Annotated in this window: 16 protein-coding genes; 10 read left to right on the top strand and 6 right to left on the bottom strand. The window is 54.2% G+C overall.

Annotated features, from left to right (window positions below; all coding sequences use genetic code 11):
- Window positions 1-185 precede the first annotated feature (185 nt).
- Entirely contained in the window at window positions 186-824 is a 639-nt protein-coding gene (locus CODIS_RS15735) for a class I SAM-dependent methyltransferase (protein WP_069126902.1), read from the top strand.
- A 97-nt stretch (window positions 825-921) separates the two neighbouring features.
- Window positions 922-1,650 (top strand): hypothetical protein, encoded by a 729-nt coding sequence (locus CODIS_RS15730; protein ID WP_154723167.1) that lies wholly within the window; start codon window positions 922-924, stop codon window positions 1,648-1,650.
- 91 nt (window positions 1,651-1,741) lie between these two features.
- On the opposite strand, the gene CODIS_RS15725 is transcribed toward CODIS_RS15730, so the two are convergent.
- The gene (locus tag CODIS_RS15725; RefSeq protein WP_069126900.1) at window positions 1,742-2,134 is read right to left on the bottom strand and encodes a type II toxin-antitoxin system death-on-curing family toxin; all 393 of its coding nucleotides are present in this window, start codon (window positions 2,132-2,134) and stop codon (window positions 1,742-1,744) included.
- Window positions 2,131-2,355, bottom strand: coding sequence for an AbrB/MazE/SpoVT family DNA-binding domain-containing protein (locus tag CODIS_RS15720; protein WP_069126899.1), 225 nt, complete (start codon window positions 2,353-2,355; stop codon window positions 2,131-2,133). The genes CODIS_RS15725 and CODIS_RS15720 overlap by 4 nt, the downstream gene beginning before the upstream one ends.
- 224 nt (window positions 2,356-2,579) lie before the next feature.
- Here CODIS_RS15720 and CODIS_RS15715 point away from each other — a divergent pair, with 224 nt between their 5' ends.
- The 3 genes from CODIS_RS15715 (at window position 2,580) to CODIS_RS15705 (ending at window position 5,065) form a co-directional block, all read left to right on the top strand.
- Window positions 2,580-2,942, top strand: a complete 363-nt coding sequence (locus CODIS_RS15715) for a hypothetical protein (protein WP_154723166.1) — start codon at window positions 2,580-2,582, stop codon at window positions 2,940-2,942.
- A 144-nt stretch (window positions 2,943-3,086) separates the two neighbouring features.
- Window positions 3,087-4,412: a pentapeptide repeat-containing protein gene (locus tag CODIS_RS15710; RefSeq protein WP_069126897.1), complete on the top strand. Its 1,326-nt coding sequence runs from the start codon at window positions 3,087-3,089 to the stop codon at window positions 4,410-4,412.
- A gap of 80 nt (window positions 4,413-4,492) precedes the next feature.
- Window positions 4,493-5,065: a DUF3592 domain-containing protein gene (locus CODIS_RS15705; protein WP_069126896.1), complete on the top strand. Its 573-nt coding sequence runs from the start codon at window positions 4,493-4,495 to the stop codon at window positions 5,063-5,065.
- 193 nt (window positions 5,066-5,258) lie between these two features.
- Here the strand turns inward: CODIS_RS15705 and CODIS_RS15700 are convergent, their stop codons facing one another.
- The 4 genes from CODIS_RS15700 to smc all read right to left on the bottom strand — a co-directional run bounded on the left by CODIS_RS15700 (window position 5,259) and on the right by smc (window position 12,015).
- Window positions 5,259-5,552 carry a segregation and condensation protein A gene (locus tag CODIS_RS15700; RefSeq protein ID WP_069126895.1) on the bottom strand — a complete coding sequence of 98 codons (294 nt, stop codon included), beginning with the start codon at window positions 5,550-5,552 and terminating at the stop codon, window positions 5,259-5,261.
- Between the two features lie 78 nt (window positions 5,553-5,630).
- Window positions 5,631-7,658, bottom strand: a complete 2,028-nt coding sequence (gene ligA, locus CODIS_RS15695) for an NAD-dependent DNA ligase LigA (protein ID WP_069126894.1) — start codon at window positions 7,656-7,658, stop codon at window positions 5,631-5,633.
- Window positions 7,655-8,506: a cell division protein ZipA gene (gene zipA / locus CODIS_RS15690; protein ID WP_069126893.1), complete on the bottom strand. Its 852-nt coding sequence runs from the start codon at window positions 8,504-8,506 to the stop codon at window positions 7,655-7,657. The genes ligA and zipA overlap by 4 nt, the downstream gene beginning before the upstream one ends.
- 2 nt (window positions 8,507-8,508) lie before the next feature.
- On the bottom strand, window positions 8,509-12,015 hold the full coding sequence (gene smc / locus CODIS_RS15685; RefSeq protein ID WP_069126892.1) for a chromosome segregation protein SMC: 3,507 nt from the start codon (window positions 12,013-12,015) through the stop codon (window positions 8,509-8,511).
- A 173-nt stretch (window positions 12,016-12,188) separates the two neighbouring features.
- Between smc and queF the strand changes: the two genes are divergently transcribed.
- The 5 genes from queF (at window position 12,189) to CODIS_RS15660 (ending at window position 18,335) form a co-directional block, all read left to right on the top strand.
- Entirely contained in the window at window positions 12,189-12,578 is a 390-nt protein-coding gene (gene queF / locus CODIS_RS15680) for a preQ(1) synthase (RefSeq protein WP_069126891.1), read from the top strand.
- 64 nt (window positions 12,579-12,642) lie between these two features.
- Window positions 12,643-13,920, top strand: coding sequence for an FGGY-family carbohydrate kinase (locus CODIS_RS15675; RefSeq protein WP_069126890.1), 1,278 nt, complete (start codon window positions 12,643-12,645; stop codon window positions 13,918-13,920).
- Window positions 13,921-14,086: 166 nt separating this feature from the next.
- A complete protein-coding gene (locus CODIS_RS15670; RefSeq protein WP_069126889.1) occupies window positions 14,087-15,244 on the top strand; it encodes a DUF2235 domain-containing protein in 1,158 nt (385 codons plus the stop codon).
- Window positions 15,245-15,300: 56 nt separating this feature from the next.
- Window positions 15,301-16,398: a ComEC/Rec2 family competence protein gene (locus CODIS_RS15665; protein ID WP_069126888.1), complete on the top strand. Its 1,098-nt coding sequence runs from the start codon at window positions 15,301-15,303 to the stop codon at window positions 16,396-16,398.
- Complete coding sequence (locus tag CODIS_RS15660) at window positions 16,395-18,335, top strand: CHAT domain-containing protein (RefSeq protein WP_069126887.1); 1,941 nt, start codon at window positions 16,395-16,397, stop codon at window positions 18,333-18,335. Before CODIS_RS15665 ends, CODIS_RS15660 begins: the two co-directional genes overlap by 4 nt.
- Window positions 18,336-18,347: the final 12 nt, after the last annotated feature.

Genomic DNA, 18,347 nt, shown 5'->3' with positions numbered 1-18,347 from the left:
TTCATCGATCATCGACTGTGGTTCTCCTACAGGGGACTTCCACCCCATCAGTTCATGCCCATGCTGGGCGTACACAAAATGCCACAGTCGGACGCTTCGCGCCGCTGGGCTTAATCGTTATGCATAAAGAATCAAAGGGCCAAGCAAAGTGGTCAGCTTCCTTTATCTACGAATAGGATAGGGAAATGCTGTTTAGAACATCGCCTGAGAAATTCTGGAATCTAATCGCTCGAAAATATGCTGCATCGCCGATTGCTGACGTTGCGGCTTACCAGAAGAAGATCGAGAAATTGAAATCCTACTTGTCATCGGAGGATTATGTGCTCGATATTGGTTGTGGTACCGGCACCCAATGCGACGATCTTGCAAATAACGTAAAGCACGTAACAGGTATTGATATCTCCAACAAACTACTGGCCATTGCGGAGATCAGGAAGGTTGAGCGTGAAATTGAAAACGTTGAATTTGTACAAACCACAGTTTTTGATGAGCGCTTTTATTCTGGTAGCTTTAACGTGGTAATGGCATTTTATGTTCTTCATTTCTATGAAGATATCGATGAGGTTTTTAGACGTATATATGACCTGCTGAAACCAAGTGGTTTGTTTATTTTAGAGACCGCATGCCTAGGCGAGAAAAATACAATCACGGGCAAACTCATCCGGTCAGCCGGGAAACTTGGATTCTTGCCATTGATCAATCTCCTATCAAACCGGCAGATAGAACTGGCACTTGAAAAGACTGGCTTCAGTGTTGTTGAAAAGACCAAATTCAGTGAGTCAAATGATGAGTATACGTTGATTGCTAAAAAGCCGTTGAGTTAAAGGGTGAAAATTATGGGGTTTTCGATGCATAACAATGCGCCCAACTCGGACGGCTTTGCCGTAATGAAACCGTGCATCAAATATTATGGGAGAATTCATGAGAAGAAATTATGCTGTGTTTATTATTCTAATAATCATAAATGGTCTCGTCATGGCGGATGTTGGCAACGAAGACCTCAATCAGATATGTAAGCTAACTGAAAAAGGCCAATATAAACAAGCTTTGGAAAAGCACTTATGGTTTCATGAAGAATCTAAAAAATCTCCAGGTATGGCTGGAGTTAGACTATCTTACGCAATAAGTGCTTGGATAAATCTAGGTAATAAATATCCTCCTGCAATTGAAGCGTTAAAAGAGGTCAGAGATCGTGACAAAAAGGTGTTATTGTCTGGCAAGGGAAGTTTCCAAAACTTCCATGATTTATCATCAATAAATCATGGCTTGAATGATGAGAAAGATACGCTTGAGTTGTTTCTGATAATAGATATCAAATATCCAGAGCAGGCAAAATTGTACTATATAGTCGCAGAAGACTTGCTGATCACGCATAAGAAGTATGATGTATGTGCAAAGTACATTGGGGATCCAATAATTAAATATGAACAACTCCATCATATGAGGGAGCTCAACTTAAGTATTGCAAAATCCGATTCAGAAATGAATGATCCAGAATTTCTTGAATATGCAGATAGTAGTTTTGTTAAAGGCGTTTTGAATCTTATCGAAGTATTAGTTGCAATTGATAAGCGAGAACAAGCCATCGAGGTTCAGAGTCTGGCATTGTCATATTTTTCACATGCCGATATCAAGCAAGCAATACAATAAAAACCATGCAAGGCAAATGCACTCGAACAGTAAAAAACTCCTTCGTCGCTCTGCTTTTTGCCACCGGTGATTTGCGGCGTTGAACTAAGCTTTAGGCATTAGAAATGGAGCATTCCCCAAACCAAGAAGAGAGGTCATCTTCAGTCAAGTTACCAGCAGCTAATTCCTCGATAATAACTACTGCATTAGGTTCTGGTGCAGTGAGAGAGTAACCGTTTAATTCGAGGAACAAGGCGGTAATGGTTAAAGCGATGCGTTTATTGCCATCTACGAAAGGATGATTGTTAGCTAATCCATAGCAATATGAAGCAGCAAGGTCGAAAATTGAAGGTTCATCGGAATACTCAAAACGCTGCCGAGGACGACTTAAAGCGGACTCTAGTAGACTTTCATCGCGTATTCCGGGGGCACCACCATGTTCAGCTAGTAAACTTTGGTGAACAGCAATTACTACCTCGTGTAGAACCCAAACAGGTTCCTTCATTTTGCCAACTCATGGAGGGCGTTCCGGTATTTCTTCATCACCTTTTCGGCTGCTTCCATCTGGCTCTCGAAATCCTGTTGATAAGGCGTGAGTGTCAAGCCTTCTGGTCCGTCCACCAAGTACAAAACATCGCCTTTGTCAGCATTGAGCTTTGTAAGTGCTTCTTTTGGCAGCACTATTCCCATAGAGTTACCTATGGAGGTTACTTTAACTTTCAACATGGCTGTGTACCTTAGGAGCGTTATAACAAATGTTATTACACAGTATAGTCATGCCTAACAATAGCGTCAACACTGACTACCCAAGGCTGTACTGTGCGTTCCTCGCCAGGAATATGTGCATATCAAGCAAGTATTGTTGTTATTTGATGGTCAAACTGGCGCTTTATTTTTCCCATCACAAACCTAACCGTTAATTATCCCGGATCTTGAAAAAAGGAAGTTTGATGAAAAAATCATTTTTACTGTTATCTTTGTTCAGCCTGGTTTCTTGTTCTTCTCAGTATCAGAAGCCGGCACAAATCAAGTCTCAACCTGAGAGTATGGTTATTCATACCAATCATGAAAAGGGAGTGGCCTCTATAATTTCTAATGAGGCACTGGAATCCTTTAATACCAAATATGCAAAGGCATCTAAAAATAAGGCGTTTGCCCAGTCCCTTAGCGGCGCATGGAATTGGAGATCGAACAGGACGTCAATTGAACATGCAAAGACCAGTGCGCTTATCGCTTGTCAGCGCCACAACAAAAAATCTGAATATATATATCCCTGTAAAATAATTCATATAAACGATGCGTGGGTGGATTAAACCATTTTAACAATTTTCAACTGTTCACACATATTGTATTGCTAACTTGTACTTCGTGCTGTCGTGTAAAAATATTGCTTAACCAGCGTAAATTTATGGCTAATATTGCTTAATAAGAATCGACACCAATTGGCCCTTTAAAGTATGACCATCGACAACCTCCAACCCCGTTTCAAAGGCGATAATGAAACACTCCGGATACTGCTTGCCGCACTGCAGGGTGGCGACCGAAGCGCCTGGGGGCAACTGGTAAGAGAAAGTCATGCGGGTGATCCCGTTGATCTGACCGGGATCAATCTCGACGGGCTCGACCTGACCGGCGTCTCCTTCTGGAAGGTGCGCCTGCGGGACTCCACACTTCGTGGGGCCTGTGCCGAGAGCGTGGACTTTCGCGATGCCGATCTTGCCAACAGCGACATGCGTGAGATGCGGGCTGCCGGGGCCGATTTTGGCTGGTCCAGCCTCGATGGCGCGAATCTCTCCGGTTCTGACTATTCAGGGTCGAATTTTGAGGAGGTACACGCCGAGCGGGCAAACTTCAGTCACTGCCTAATGAAGGGCTGCAATTTCAGAAAGACCCGACTGGCCTACTCGCTTTTCAACAGCTGTGATCTCACCGGGGCAAATCTCTACAATGCGGATCTCGGTTCGGCGGAGATCCGCGGAACCGATCTAACCGGTGCTGATCTGCGTTTTGCCATTCTCACCTATGCCACCCTCGCCCATGTGAATCTTTCGGGAGCAGACCTGGAACGCTCCTGGGTCTTCGGCGTGAGCGCCTGGGACATTCAGGTCGATGAGGATACCAAGGAGTCTGAACTGGGCATCGACCGGAGTCGGCATCCCTGGCTCGCCTGGAACCATAGCCTTCCCCAGTGCACCGCGCCGGGCCTTGAGTTTGCCCAACTGCTCGGCCTGGTTTACGGCAATCAGAAGCTGGGGCGCCTTATCGATGCCGTCTCCCGCAGAATGGTGCTGATCCTCGGCCGCTTTTCACCGGACCGGCTGGCGGTATTGACCGCCCTCCACGAGGATCTGCGCGGCAGGGACCTGGCGCCGGTGATCTTCAACTTCGACGGGCCCGAGGAGAAGAATGTAACCGAAACGGTACGTGTCCTGGGCGGCCTGGCCGGTTGGGTGGTGGCGGATCTCAGCGATCCCAAGAGCGTACCCCAGGAGATCGGCGCGCTTGTGCCCTCTTATCCCAATGTGCCGCTGATCCCGATCATTCAGGGAGACCAGGACCCCTACGCCATGTTTCCCGACTGGCAGGATGAACACAATGTACTCGAAACCATCCGTTACAAGGACGCTGACGATCTGACCGGCCGGGTGGAAAACGAAATGTTGAATCGGGTCGCTGCTTTCCGGGAAGGCCAGGAGAGTCACCGCCAGATCCGCGAAGAGAATGAGCGCTTGCGCGAAGAGGTCGAACGGCTGAAACGCGAACTTGCGGCAAGGCACGATTGAGCCGTGAATACGCCATGAACGAAACCGGTGCCGATTTCACAAGCCGGATATATGGAACTGTGAGTCAATTGGTTTAACGTATGGATAGTAAAACCCTCCTCCTTGCCGTCAAACTGATTGCACTGCTGTCTATAGCCTATCTGGTCTTCCTGTTCCTGCCTCTCCAGGCTCACCACCTGTTGCTGGTAATCTCCGTTACGTTGATTCTGATTGGCGGAGGATCACTCCTCAAATACAAACAATATAGCGACTGGATAGAGGACAAGGCGAAAATAGTCGATGTTGGGGAAGCGTCGGAAATTGTTGCCATCGGCCAATACTCGCAGCTGAAGTATTTCTATCCAGTGATTGACTATGAATATGCGGTCGATGGAAAAAACTATTCCGGCAACACCGTTTCTGTCGAAAAAGAGAATGTCTGGGTAGCGGAGGTGAATGGTTGGGGCGACCCCAACCCGGATACGGTGCGATGGTGGCTCTCTCTAAAACCGGAAGACGACATTCCCGTCTTTATCAATCCGAAAAATCACAGTGATACGGTACTTGTAAAAGGGGCCTCAAAAGCCAGGCGCTCGCACCATCTTGCACTTTTGTTGGGAGGCGTACTCCTCGGTCTGATTTGGCTGACACTCGCCGGTATGATCGCACTATAAAGATGATGCACAACCAACTGCGGCGTCTTACAGGCCCTAACCTACCAGGACTGTCAAAACGCAAAATTTGCGTTCATTTGCGGCTTATTAACTTTTGCGTCCATTTGCGGCTTGCTTTCATATCAACCACCTTGAGGAAGAGAGAGGTTGATAGCGGATAGCTGAGAATGGTAGGTAACCAGAAAGATTATGCTCACTCATCTTCATTCTTTTTGGCCTTGCCGATATTGCTGATCGGCACGACCTTGGTCGCGGGTGGCTCATCGACGTAGTAGGGCCGCTCCTGAGCGGTTCGGCCATCGGCATCGGCCAGTTCTTTTTCACGGGCGGTGATCAGGCCGAGACAGGCACGGATATCCTGGATGGTCTGATCCGAAAGAGGGTGCTTGAGACTTTTGTGCTCAGGGGTCACCTCGCGCACAATGGTGGTCAGCAGCTTGCGCATCACCATCATGATTTCCCGTTCTTTTGCGGTTTCGTCGCTCATGTTATGCCTGCAATCCTGTAACGCTATGGATAGAAACTATCACGAATGGGGAAGTGAATAAACGCAAGTCCGGAGGTGCTATTGGTTTTGCGCCAGCAGATCCTGCAGTGCCGCCTCGTCGAGGATAGCGACGCCCAGTTTCTCTGCTTTGTCCAGTTTCGACCCTGCCTCCTCCCCCGCCAACAGGTAATCGGTCTTTTTCGAAACGCTGCCGGTCACCTTGGCGCCGAGGCTCTGCAGCATCTGCTTGACCTCATCCCGCGGTTTGCTCAGGGTGCCTGTGATGACCACTGTCTTACCCGACAATGGCAGCTGCTCAACAGGTTGTATTTCCACCGCCGGCCAATGAATGCCCGCCTCTATCAATTGCTCGATGACCTCCCTGTTGTGTGCCTGTCGAAAGAATGAATGAGTATGTGCCGCGACGATAGGCCCCACATCCGGGGTCTCCTGCAGACGCTCTTCATCTGCCTGCTCCAGGGCCTCCAGGGTGACGAATTGGTTTGCCAGAGACTGGGCGGTCGCTTCCCCCACCTCTCTGATACCCAGTGCATAGAGAAAGCGGTCAAGGGTGGTTGACTTGCTCTTCTCCAGGGCCTGCAGCAGGTTCTTGGCCGACTTCTCGGCCATGCGTTCCAGGGCGCTCAACTGCTCCAGGGTCAGGCGAAACAGGTCCGCGGGGGTATCGACCAGTTCCTGCTGTACCAGTTGATCCACCAGCTTGTCGCCCAATCCCTCGATATCCATCGCCTTGCGCGAGGCGAAATGTTTCAGCGCCTCCTTGCGTTGCGCCGGACAGTAGAGACCGCCGCTGCAGCGGGCCACCGCCTCCCCTTCCGGCTTGATGATGTCCGAATCGCACACCGGGCAGGCCGTGGGCAGGTCGACGGGCCGGGCATCGGGCCGGCGCTGCTCCATGACCACGCTGACCACCTCCGGAATCACATCCCCTGCCCGCCTGACAATCACCGTATCGCCGGGCCGCACATCCTTGCGCAACACTTCATCCATGTTGTGCAGCGTGGCGTTGCTCACCGTGACCCCGCCGACAAACACCGGGGTGAGGCGGGCGACCGGTGTTATCGCCCCGGTCCTGCCGACCTGAAACTCGATCGCCTCGACCTGGGTCATCTCTTCCTGGGCGGGGAATTTATAGGCGATCGCCCAGCGTGGTGCCCGGGAAACGAAACCGAGCTGTTGCTGCAGATCGAGGTCATCCACCTTGAACACCACCCCATCGATGTCGTAGGGCAAGCCATCCCGCTGCTTTTCGACGCGCTGAAAAAAGTCGGTACATCCGGCCACCCCGGTGACCACCTCGTGCAGCGGTGATATGGGCAGGCCCCATTCGCGCAGTCGGCGGATACTCTCGCTTTGCCGATCGGCGATGGGCACCGGTACGACTTCGCCAAGACCATAGGCATAGAACGAGAGGGGGCGCTGGGCGGTTAGTCTTGGATCGAGCTGACGCAGCGAACCGGCGGCGGCATTGCGGGGATTGACGAAACCCTTTTCACCCCGCTCCCGGGCGCGCCGGTTCAATACCTCGAACCCCTCATGGGGCATAAAGATCTCACCTCTTACTTCGAGGATCTCGGGCCAGTCATCGCCTTGCAGTGACAGGGGAATCGCCTTGATGGTGCGGACATTGCCGGTAACATCCTCGCCCCGACTGCCATCGCCCCGGGTGGCGCCCTGCACCAGACTACCCTTTTCATAGCGCAGGCTGACCGCCAGGCCGTCGAGTTTCGGTTCGGCCAGGTAGCGGATGGCCCGGTCGTCCTCCAGCTTCAGCCGGTCGCGGATACGCCGCTCGAACTCTCCCATCTCCTCTTCGCCAAAGGCGTTGTCGAGGGAGAGCATGGGCAGGCGATGGACCACCTCCTCAAAACCTTCCAGGGGTTTGTCCCCCACTCTTTGGGTGGGCGAGTCGGGGGTGACTAATTGCGGGTACTCAGACTCCAGTTGCTGCAGCTCGCGCAGCAGGCGGTCGTAGGCAACATCCGCTATCTTGGGTGCGTCGAAGACGTAGTATTGCCGGTTGTGGTAGTTGATTTCGCCACGCAGGGCCTCGATGCGCTGCGCCGCATCGCGCTTTTTGTTCAACCCTTGCTCCGGGCCAATTGGACCTGACGCCGGTGCTCTATGATCTCACCGCGCATATGCTCGATGGTCTGTTTGGTCAGAGCGCTATGGGTCTCGTCCTGCAGTTCCCCATCCAGGATGGCGGCCAGGCGTTCCGCAGTGAAAAGCATATCCGCAAAGATCGCCATGCTGTCACCCGGCCCCGGCAGCTGGGTGAAGAGGGTCAAGCCGGGTGTGGAAAACGCCTCCACATCCTGTTTGGGAAACACACCGGGCTCCACCATGCTGGCCAGGTTAAACTGCGGTTTATTACTGCCGTCGTTGGCGATGCGTTGATAGATCGACAGTTCGCCCATGACAAGGCCGGTATCCTGCATCGCCTTCTGAATGGCCGGACCGGTAAAAGGTTTGGAACGGGTGCGCAGATTGATCTGAATGATCAGTACCGGCACGTCGACCGGTGACTCCTCCTGAGCACTGAAACCGAACAGGTCCTGCTGCTCCGGATCCGAGGATGCGGATTCGCTGTCGGCGGCCAGCTCAAGCTCGGGACCGTCATCCTCCTCCGCCTGCATGGTTCCGATCTCATCGACCTTCTGGTTCAGCAGTTCAGTATCCTCTTCATCCCATTCGATCCAGGTATCATCACCCTCCGGGGAGTCAATAGCCGCCTGTTCAGCGGGATGTTCAACCTGTTCGACAGCCATCTCCGCCGGCGCTGCCTCGTGCGCCGAATTCAACATCTCAACCCTGCGCCTGCGTGCCTGGGCCGAATCCCGCTTGCGGCGGTTGGTCTCATACAGGTAGATGCCGGCCAGGAAGACACAGCCGAGTACCAACAGAACGATGCGCAATGTCATGGCATCCATGATTAAATTGCGGCGAGTTGTGCCGCCTCCTCCACGTCGACAGTGACCAGGCGCGACACGCCCGGCTCATGCATGGTGACCCCCGATAGCTGGTTGGCGATCTCCATGGTGATCTTGTTATGGGTGATAAAAATGAATTGTACCTGATCGGACATGTCCCTCACCATATCGCAGAAACGCCCCACGTTGGCATCGTCCAGCGGCGCATCCACCTCGTCCAGCATGCAGAACGGCGCCGGATTGAGCTGGAAGATCGCGAACACCATGGCCACGGCGGTCAGCGCCTTTTCCCCACCCGACAGGAGATGGATGTTGGTATTACGTTTACCCGGAGGGCGCGCCATCACCGTCACGCCGGTATCCAGTAGATCCTCACCGGTCAACTCCAGATAGGCGTGACCACCGCCGAACAGGCGGGGAAACAGCTCTTTGATGCCTGAATTGACCTGATCGAAGGTCTCCTTGAAGCGGGTCCGGGTCTCCCGGTCGATTTTGCGAATCGCGTTTTCAAGTGTCTCCAGGGATCGGGAGATGTCCTCGTGCTGCTCGTCCAGATAGTTCAGTCGCTCCGACTGCTCTTGAAACTCATCGATCGCCGCCAGGTTGATGGGTCCCAGGCGCTGGATGCGATTCGCCAACCGTTCCGCCTGATCCTGCCATGCATCCTCCGTGGCATCCTCGTCCATGGTCTTGAACAACTCCTCGGCATCCAACCCTCCCTCGTGCAGCTGTTCCTGCAAGGTCATGCAGCGTACATTCACCTCCTGGCTTTGCAGACGGGCCTGGTTGAGCTTGTCGCGCCGTTCCTGCACCTGCTGCTCCGCGACATGACGCTCCTGTTCCTTCTTACGCAGGTGTCCATCCACATCCTCAAGGCTGCGACGGACCTCGTTCAATGCCTTGTCGACGGTTGTCCGTTCCGATAGCTTCTGATTCAACATCACCAGCTGCTGCTGCAGTGGCGCTTCGCTGTTATCCAGGGTGGCTTTCAACTCCTCCCGCCGGTGGGTGAGTTGAGTCAACTGGCTGCCCGCCCGCTCCAGGTTTTGCGTCAACGAAGTGTGAGCGGTACGCATCGATTCCACCCGCAACGCCACCTCATGGGTCGAGGAGCGCTGTTGGTTGAGATGCTCTCTCGCCTCGGCAACCCGATCGCGTAGCACATCCCGCTGCTTCACCAGTGATTCACGACGACTGCCCAGGTTCTCGATTGCCTCCAAGGCTTCATGCAGGCGCAAACGGGTCTCCTCCATCAACTCCTTGTCGTTATTGATCTGGTCGGCAATCTCCTGTTGTTCATGTTGCAGCTGTTCGCGGCGTTGTCGGAGATGATCGGCGCGGGTGCGCTTACCGCTCAGGCTGGCGCGTATTTCGGACAGTGCCCGGTTGAGCCGGTTGTAACCGGCCTGGGCCTGTTCACGGCTGTGTTCCGATTGCCTCAGCGCCTCCCTGCCCTGTTCAAGATCGGCAGCGAGTTCGGAGACATTGCGCTCCTGCTCCACAAGTGTCTGTTTCAGGTTGCGAAGTTCCTCTTCCCTGGCCAGTACGCCTGCGTTCTCATCCGATTCACGGCTGACTCTCAACCAGTCCGGGCCCAGCCAGAAACCATCCGGGGTAACCAGTGTCTCCCCCGCCTTCAGCCCTTGTCGCCTTGCGAAGGCATCATGAACCGTGTCTGCAAGCTTCACACCGCCAAGCAGCGACTGCAGATTCCAGGGCGATGTAACCTTGGAAAGCAGGGTGTCCTCGCCGGCGGGATATTCATCACCAGTCCGGGCGCGGGTATCCCAAAAGGCCAGCGCTCCCTTCTCCAGTTGCGCCAGTTGCTCATTGAATCGGCCGATGTCGTCCACGCAGACGGCCTGCAGATGAAATCCCAAAACCAGCTCCACCGCCTGCTGCCATCGGGGCTCCACCTTGATCTCCTGGGCCAGGCGCTTGGCGTCGCTGAGCTGACGCTTCTCGAGCCACTCCACCCCTTCATCCTGTTGACCCAGGGACGCCTGTTGTAGCGCCTCCAATGAGGCCAATCGCCCTTTTTTGGATTGAAAATCGGCGCGGGCCTGATCCAGACTGTTGGCGGTCTGACTGTTTTTTTCCCGCTGTTGGTTGATCAGCTCCACCGCCTGATCGAGTTGGCCGTGCAGGGTATCAGCCTCGCCTTTCTGCCGGTTTTCATCGGCTTCGAGCGCGGTGATTTCACTCAATAGCTGGCTGTCGTCGAGGCGTCCCAGCTCCTCGTCCAGGCGCTGCAGCCGCTGTTCCAGGTTACCCCCCTGCTGTTCGAGATGATTGATCCGGGTGCGTTCGACCTGAGCGGTCTGGGCCGGTTCCGCCGCTTTTTGATTAAACTGTTCCCACTCATGCTGCCAGGCCTGCATCGCCTGTTCGGCCTCGTGCAGGGCCTTGGAATGCCCGGCCTCCTCGCCTCGCGCCTGATCCAGCTTAGGCTGTTCCTGTTGCAGACTGGCGTTGAGCTCCGACAGGCGCTCTTCATCCTGTGCTTTATGGGCTTCCGACTCTTGCAGGGCCTGTTCCACTTGTTCCAGATCCTGCTGTTGCTGACGTTGTGAATCGCGGGCAAATTGGATGGCCTGCTCCTGGCCGCTGATCTCCGCTCCCAGGCTATAGAATTTGCCCTGGACCTCGTTGAACCGGTCGTTGACTTCTGCATGTTTGTCCCGGTCCGATTCGATCACGGCTTCCAGCTTGCGCTGCTCGGCAATGGCTTTCTCGAGTCGGTTCTGCAGCTCCGCAATCTGTCGCTGTCGCTGCTCAAGATCCTGATGCAGGCTGCGCCAACGCAGGGCCAGCAACTCCGCCTTGACCTGACGCTCCTGCTGTTTCAGCTCCTGGTACTTTTCCGCGGTGGCGGCCTGACGTTTGAGATGCTGCAGCTGTTTGGCCACCTCTTCGCGCAGATCGGTCAGGCGTTCGAGGTTCTCCCGGGTATGGCGGATTCGGTTCTCCGTCTCACGGCGGCGCTCCTTGTATTTGGAGATGCCTGCCGCCTCCTCCAGGAAGCTGCGCAGATCCTCCGGCCGCGCCTCGATCAGGCGCGAAATCATGCCCTGTTCGATGATGGAATAGCTGCGGGGTCCGAGGCCGGTACCGAGGAACAGATCGGTGATATCCCTGCGCCGGCACCGTACGCTGTTGAGATAGTAGATGGACTGACCATCACGGGAGACCTGGCGCTTGACCGAGATCTGGTTGTATTGGGCATACTGGCCGCCCGCCCTGCCTTCCGAATTGTCGAACAGCAGTTCAATGGTCGCGGCGCCTACCGGCTTGCGCACACTCGAACCGTTGAAGATGACATCCGCCATCGATTCACCGCGCAGCATCTTGGCCGAGCTTTCGCCCATGACCCAGCGCACGGCATCGATGACATTGGATTTTCCACATCCATTTGGCCCAACGATACCGACCAGATTGCTCGGGATCGGCACTGTGGTTGGATCGACGAATGATTTAAATCCGGCGAGCTTGATTTTCTCCAGACGCATGGGCGGCTAAGATACACCAAAGAGGGGGATTGTTACAGGGTGCAGTTCAATTTTTTACACTTTAACTATATACTGTAACTCATTGTTTTTAATGACTTATAGAGGCAAAGCTTTTGACCGGGTTCAGGCTCGAGTATAATTCTTCGCCATTTTAACGACGAGACCAGAAGACCATGCCCAGTCAACCGAGCAAAGATCTTGAAACCTTTGATAATCCCCAGCCGGACAGAGACTATACAATACGTATCAATATCCCGGAGTTCACCTGTCTCTGTCCCAAGACCGGTCAGCCGGACTTTGCCGAGATGACGCTGGAGTATGTGCCCGACAGGCTGTGTGTCGAGTTGAAGGCGTTGAAGATGTATATCTGGTCATTCCGTGACCAGGGAGCCTTCCACGAAGCGGTCACCAATGAGATTCTCAGCGATCTTGTCAGCGCCACCCAGCCCCGCTTCATGCGCCTGACCGCTGAATTCAATGTAAGAGGCGGTATCTACACCACCATTGTCGCAGAGCACCGCGCGGATGACTGGATTTCTCCAGCCGCGGTAACACTGCCTTGATAACCGCGAACACACCCTGTACATCTGTAGACCGACGGGGGAGCCTGCGTCAGGCCGTTCATAGATGAAACGCTATATCGGCATCGACCTGGGTACTTCCGGCTGTCGGGCCATCGCGATCGACGACACAGGGACCCTCCGGGCCTCTGCAAGCAGGCCCCTGCCAAGCCCGGAGAAACCGCAAACCCATCAGCGTCGGCAAGACCCGGAGACCTGGTGGCGGACCCTGGTCGAGGTGCTCACCGAGATCGGTCGCGCCTGCAGCGACAACACTATCGCGGCAATCGCCGTGGACGGTACATCCTCCACCCTGCTGCTGTCGGATCACCAGGGTAAACCGTTGACACCTGCCTTGATGTACAACGACAGCAGCGGTAAAGGGCAACTGGGATTATTGAATACAGTCGCTCCCGAAGGCAGTCCTGTTCTAAGCGCATCATCGAGTCTCGCCAAGCTGCTCCACCTGCGTCAAAGCCTCTCCACCGATCGCTATCTTGTACGCCACCAGGCGGACTGGATCCTCGGCAGACTGTGTGGCGACTATCGCTACAGCGATGAGCATAATGTCCTGAAACTGGGCTATGATCCGATCCAGCGCCAGTGGCCCCCCTGGCTCACGGAGTTGCAGGTTGACGGAGAGGTGCTGCCAAGCGTCGTCCCCTGCGCCACCATGATCGGTGAACTGTGCCGGCAGGCCGCCGAAGCCACCGGTCTTCCACAGGGCATACCTATCGTCGCCGGCACTACGGATGGCAACGCTGCCTTTCTGGCCACCGGCGCCAACGAGATCGGTGAGGCGGTAAGCTCTCTCGGCAGCACCCTGGTGCTCAAGATTCTCGCCGATAAACCGGTATTCGCTGCTGAATTCGGCGTCTACAGTCATCGCCTGGGAGACCGTTGGCTGGTGAGCGGCGCCTCCAACAGCGGTGGTGCAGTGCTGACAAGTTATTTCAGCAACGAGGAGATGGCACACATGACCCCTGAGCTGCAACCGGAGCAGCCCACCGGCCTCGACTACTATCCCCTGCTCTCGCCCGGTGAGCGTTTCCCCCACAACGATGCAGGTTATCAACCCCGTCTGCAACCACGCCCGGCGGATGACCGGCGCTTCTTCCAGGGGATGCTGGAGGGCATAGCAGCCATCGAGGCGACGGGCTATCGTCTACTGCGGCAATTGGGGGCGCCAAAGCCCCGCTGTGTCTATTCCATCGGTGGCGGCGCACTGAATGAACCATGGCGTCGAATCCGACAACAATTGCTATCCGTCCCTGTAATACCGGCGTCTCAACAAGAGGCTGCCTTCGGCACCGCCCTGCTGGCCATGAGGGGAGTAGATGGTTGACGGCATACTTGTAAATGCATGAATGGCAGCCGACTACCGTACTACCAAGTGAAGCCTGGTCAAGTGTAATAGTTACCCCCTGGGTGGCGTGACAACAGACTGGCCCTGGTCTATATAGAGTGGAATATTGAATAATAAAACCTAAACCGACCATGGAGCTGGTACGATGCGAAGAATCATCATTTGTCTCGATGGAACCTGGGCAAGCCCCGGCAATCAAGTGGAACGGGGTGACGGCACCGAGGTCCACAAACCTTCCAATGTACTCAAAACCTATCGTGCCGTTCTGCCTCTGTCGGAGGATGGAATCGATCAGATCTCCTACTACGATGAAGGAGTCGGCGCCCTTTCGGCACAGCGGGGATTACGTAACAAGGCGCTGGCCAAACTCGATTCCGTACTGGGCGGTGCCTGGGGCGCGGGATTTGAACAGAATATCGAAGCCGCCTACACCTTCATCGCGGGCAACAAACTACCGGACGATGAGATCTTCGTCTTCGGCTTCAGCCGGGGTGCGGGTCAGGCGCGCAGTCTGTGCCGTTTCATCGACTGGATGGGCGGTATGCTGCACAAACGCGATGCCTATTTCATCCCGGACTTCTTCAAACACTATATCGAAACCGAGGCGGCTGATGGCGCAGCCCGGGAACTCCGGCATAAACTGATCGCCAGCGGCAAGAAGATCGAGCCACCCGTTGCTACCAAGATACGATTTCTCGGGGTCTACGATACCGTACTGGCCCTGGGCTCCCGCTTACGCGCCGACTTCGATAGAGAGGAGCGGACCACGGCGCCCGGTCTCAGTTTCCATGTGGGCGATAGACCGCCAGGCATCGTCAACGTGGCCAGGCAGGCGTTGGCCATCGATGAACGCCGCACCGATTTCCGCCCCGAAATCTGGCAAGACACCCATCCCGATCAATCGGTGGAACAGCGTTGGTTTCCCGGCGTGCACACCAGTATCGGCGGCGGATATGCCAATGACGGTCTCGCTAACGGGGCTCTGCAGTGGATGATCAATGACGCCAAGCAGGAAGGGCTTGCCGTGGACGACAGATACCTCCGCTTCTATAGACCCTGGTTCGGCGATACACGGAACGACTCATTCACCGGTTTCATGAAACTCAGGGGCTGGATCAAGGGGCTGATCGGTGAGAGTGGTGATCGCGACCTGGTCGCCATGCGTGACCATGCCGGTATCGATGTCCACGATTCGGCGATCAAACTGCTCATACACGACAACACTTACAGGCCCGACAACCTGCTGGCATTCATTCACCAGCGACCGGATCTATTGGCCAAACTGCCTGCAGGCATCATTTGACGACAGTACAATGCTGTGGGATAGACAAAACAACAAAATAGAAGGGATGACACAAGATGTTCAGACTCGAAGTTCTCCCGGCGCGTTACGGCGATTGTCTCTGGCTCGAGTATGGGTCGAATCCGGTGCGGCGCATGCTGATCGACGGCGGCGCACCCGGTGTCTACAAAAGAGCGCTCAAACCCAGACTGAAACGGCTATCGGATGAAGAGCGTGAATTTGAGCTGTTAGTCGTCACCCATGTCGATTACGACCACATCCGCGGTATCATCGAACTGGCCCAGGATGACAAGCTCCCTTTCAAGGCCAGGGATATCTGGTTCAACGGCTATCGACATCTCCCCGAACCGCCCGGCCCGAAAGTCCTTGCGGGCAAACATGGAGAACTGCTCACCGACCTTATCTTGAAAAACGGCCACAGTTGGAACTGCCATGGCTTCGATGGCAATGCCATTGTCATTCCTGAATCCGGAGAACTTCCCCGTATCGAATTCGATGACGGGCTGACGATCACCCTGATGGGCCCCACGATCCCGATGCTGGCGGACCTGCGCAATGACTGGGAGAAATCGTGCCTGGATATCGACATCACCCCGGGAGAACTGGAGGAAGCCAGAGCAGAGGGACACTTCGCCCTGTTAGGGGAAGAGGAGTCACCGCCGGAAAAAAAGCGCCCGGACATCGAGCAGCTTCTCAGGGAAGAGTACACGGAGGATCCTTCATCCGCCAATGGGAGCAGCATCGCATTCCTGATTCAATATGGAGATTCCAGGGTACTGTTAGCGGGCGATGCACATCCCAGTACGCTGGTGGAATCTATAAAACGTCTTGGAGATCAGAAGCTCAAACTCGACCTCTGCAAACTGCCCCATCACGGCAGCAGGGGCAGCGTAAGCAGTGAGTTGATTCAACATCTCGATTGCGAAAACTATATCTTTTCCACTAACGGCGATCAGTTTCAACACCCCCATCCTGAAGCGGTTGCACGAGTGATCGAGTATGGTGGCGATATGCCCAAGCTGTGGTTCAACTACAGCACTGACGAGACCCTTATCTGGGATGATGAGAGGCTTCGCGATGCCTACGGTTATGAGGCCCACTATCCGAAAGATGAGAAGACCGGACTGTTGTTTGTCCGAGGGACTGATGAATGAAATCGATATTGGTCGAATTCGCTCGATTCAAGAATCTGGGAACAGGGATTCTGCGTGAAGGTGACGACTATTTGCGAAGCATCACGAGTCATCGTGTACATCAGGTTCGTATTCCCATCAACCAGCGGCCTTTCAGTCAGTTGATGAACAGCATGCGCTATGTCTACAAGGATAAGCATGAGTACGATGATGCATTTAAAAGTCTCTCCTTGCTGGTAACCGATCTTCTGCGGCGTCAGGATTACATGGATGTGGGTGAGCTGCTTGATAAACTCAAAACCAGTTGCGATAAAGGAAATGAAGCCTTGTTGCAGCATGTGGCACAACTGCTGCAACAACACGATAAAGCGAGTTTCCTGGAAGAGAGCCCTCTACTTGAAGAGGTCAATAAGAATAGCGACAAGCTACAACAGATCGACCTGGTAACCAATGCCGCCGAACTCTCAGCGCTTCCCTTCGAGGCTGCATTGGCCAATGACGACAAACCACTGTTTCTTAGCGGCAAAGGTGTTGTACTTACCCGTCGTGTGCGTGGTGTGTTCAGAGATTTCACACCGCACTGGCCCATCACACCCAAGGTTTTATTCATCTGGTCCGCCGCTGGTGGCAGTGTTCCCCATCAAGAACACAAGGATGCGCTACTCAATGCCCTTAAACCATGGCTTCCGCCGCAAAATATAGATAAGGTATTCGTTGAGATCGGCAATGCGAAATACAGAGATATAGAAAAAATCACCCGTGATGATGGATTCACACACTGCCACCTGTTGGCGCACGGACAGCAGATAGACAGGAAGAATGACAAACGATTCGGTATTGCTTTGGACCATCGTATCGAAGGTGCCGATGTCATTACCCCGGATGCCCTTTGCAAGGCCTTGGAAGGCATCCGTTCCAGCGCCGTGGTTGTGACGCTGGCCGCATGCGATGCAGGTAACCAAACCGATGTAATCAATCCCGATAAAAGCGTGGCCCATCTACTGCATACGAGCGGTTTTCCCGTGGTGATTGCATCCCAGTTACCTTTAACAAAGTTCGGTTCAGAGATATTGACTAGGCGTTTTTACGGGGATTTGTTAAATGGTCTCGACGTTCGTGAAGCTCTCCACCATACCCGGGAAGAGCTCTACGACAACCAGTCCAACGCGGGTCATGACTGGGTCAGCCTGGTGGGCTATGTACAGCTGCCCGAGGGCTATAACGACATACTGGAAGAAGTTCGACTGAAATCCCATCTCAATTCACTGAAGAATCTAAGGGATCGTGCCGAGGCATTGGCACGGGTTGGTGCCAGTCGTGAGGAATTTGAGGCCATCGGAGGTGACCTGATAAAAGAGATCGAGGCACTGAATAAACTGCTTGCTAAAACTAAAGAAATGCGGGCTCTGGATGAGAATCGCGGCTTGCTGGGAAGCGCGGAAAAGAGGCTGGCGGAACTGCTCTTCAGGCACATCGGGGACGATGCCGCCAAAGCAGCCTCTCGCGAGGCACTCAATCGTGCCTGCAAATGGTATAAGGAAGCATTCGATGCCAATCCCTCCCATCATTGGAGCGGCGTCCAGTATCTGGCGTTACAAGCCGTCATCACCGGAAAGGTGGATGCAAATATGTGGAAAACCGCCTACCGTGCCGCCGAAGTCGATCGTGTACGACCCGGTGAATATTGGGCCCAGGGTTCATTGGCGAAACTCGCACTACTGGGAACGCTCATCGGAGAGCCAACCGACGAAACAGCCGCATTCTATCTGCAAGAGATGAAGGCCCGGTTTAAGGTCGTGCAGTCCAGAAAACCTGACGCGGATAATCCGCTCCAATCCACAGGACTTCAATTACGCCGATACGAAGAATGGTGGCTGCCCGCCAATGGGTTCTTTCCCGATAGCAAAGGCCTTGCCGATGAGGTCAGGGAATTGATCCCTCTATGCCGTCGGGAATAGGTCAAACCTTAA

It is taken from the genome of Candidatus Thiodiazotropha endolucinida (genome assembly GCF_001715975.1).
Classification (GTDB): domain Bacteria; phylum Pseudomonadota; class Gammaproteobacteria; order Chromatiales; family Chromatiaceae; genus Thiodiazotropha; species Thiodiazotropha endolucinida.
The sequence above is the reverse complement of the archived record's forward strand: the minus strand, read 5'-3'. Positions and strand labels throughout refer to the sequence as shown.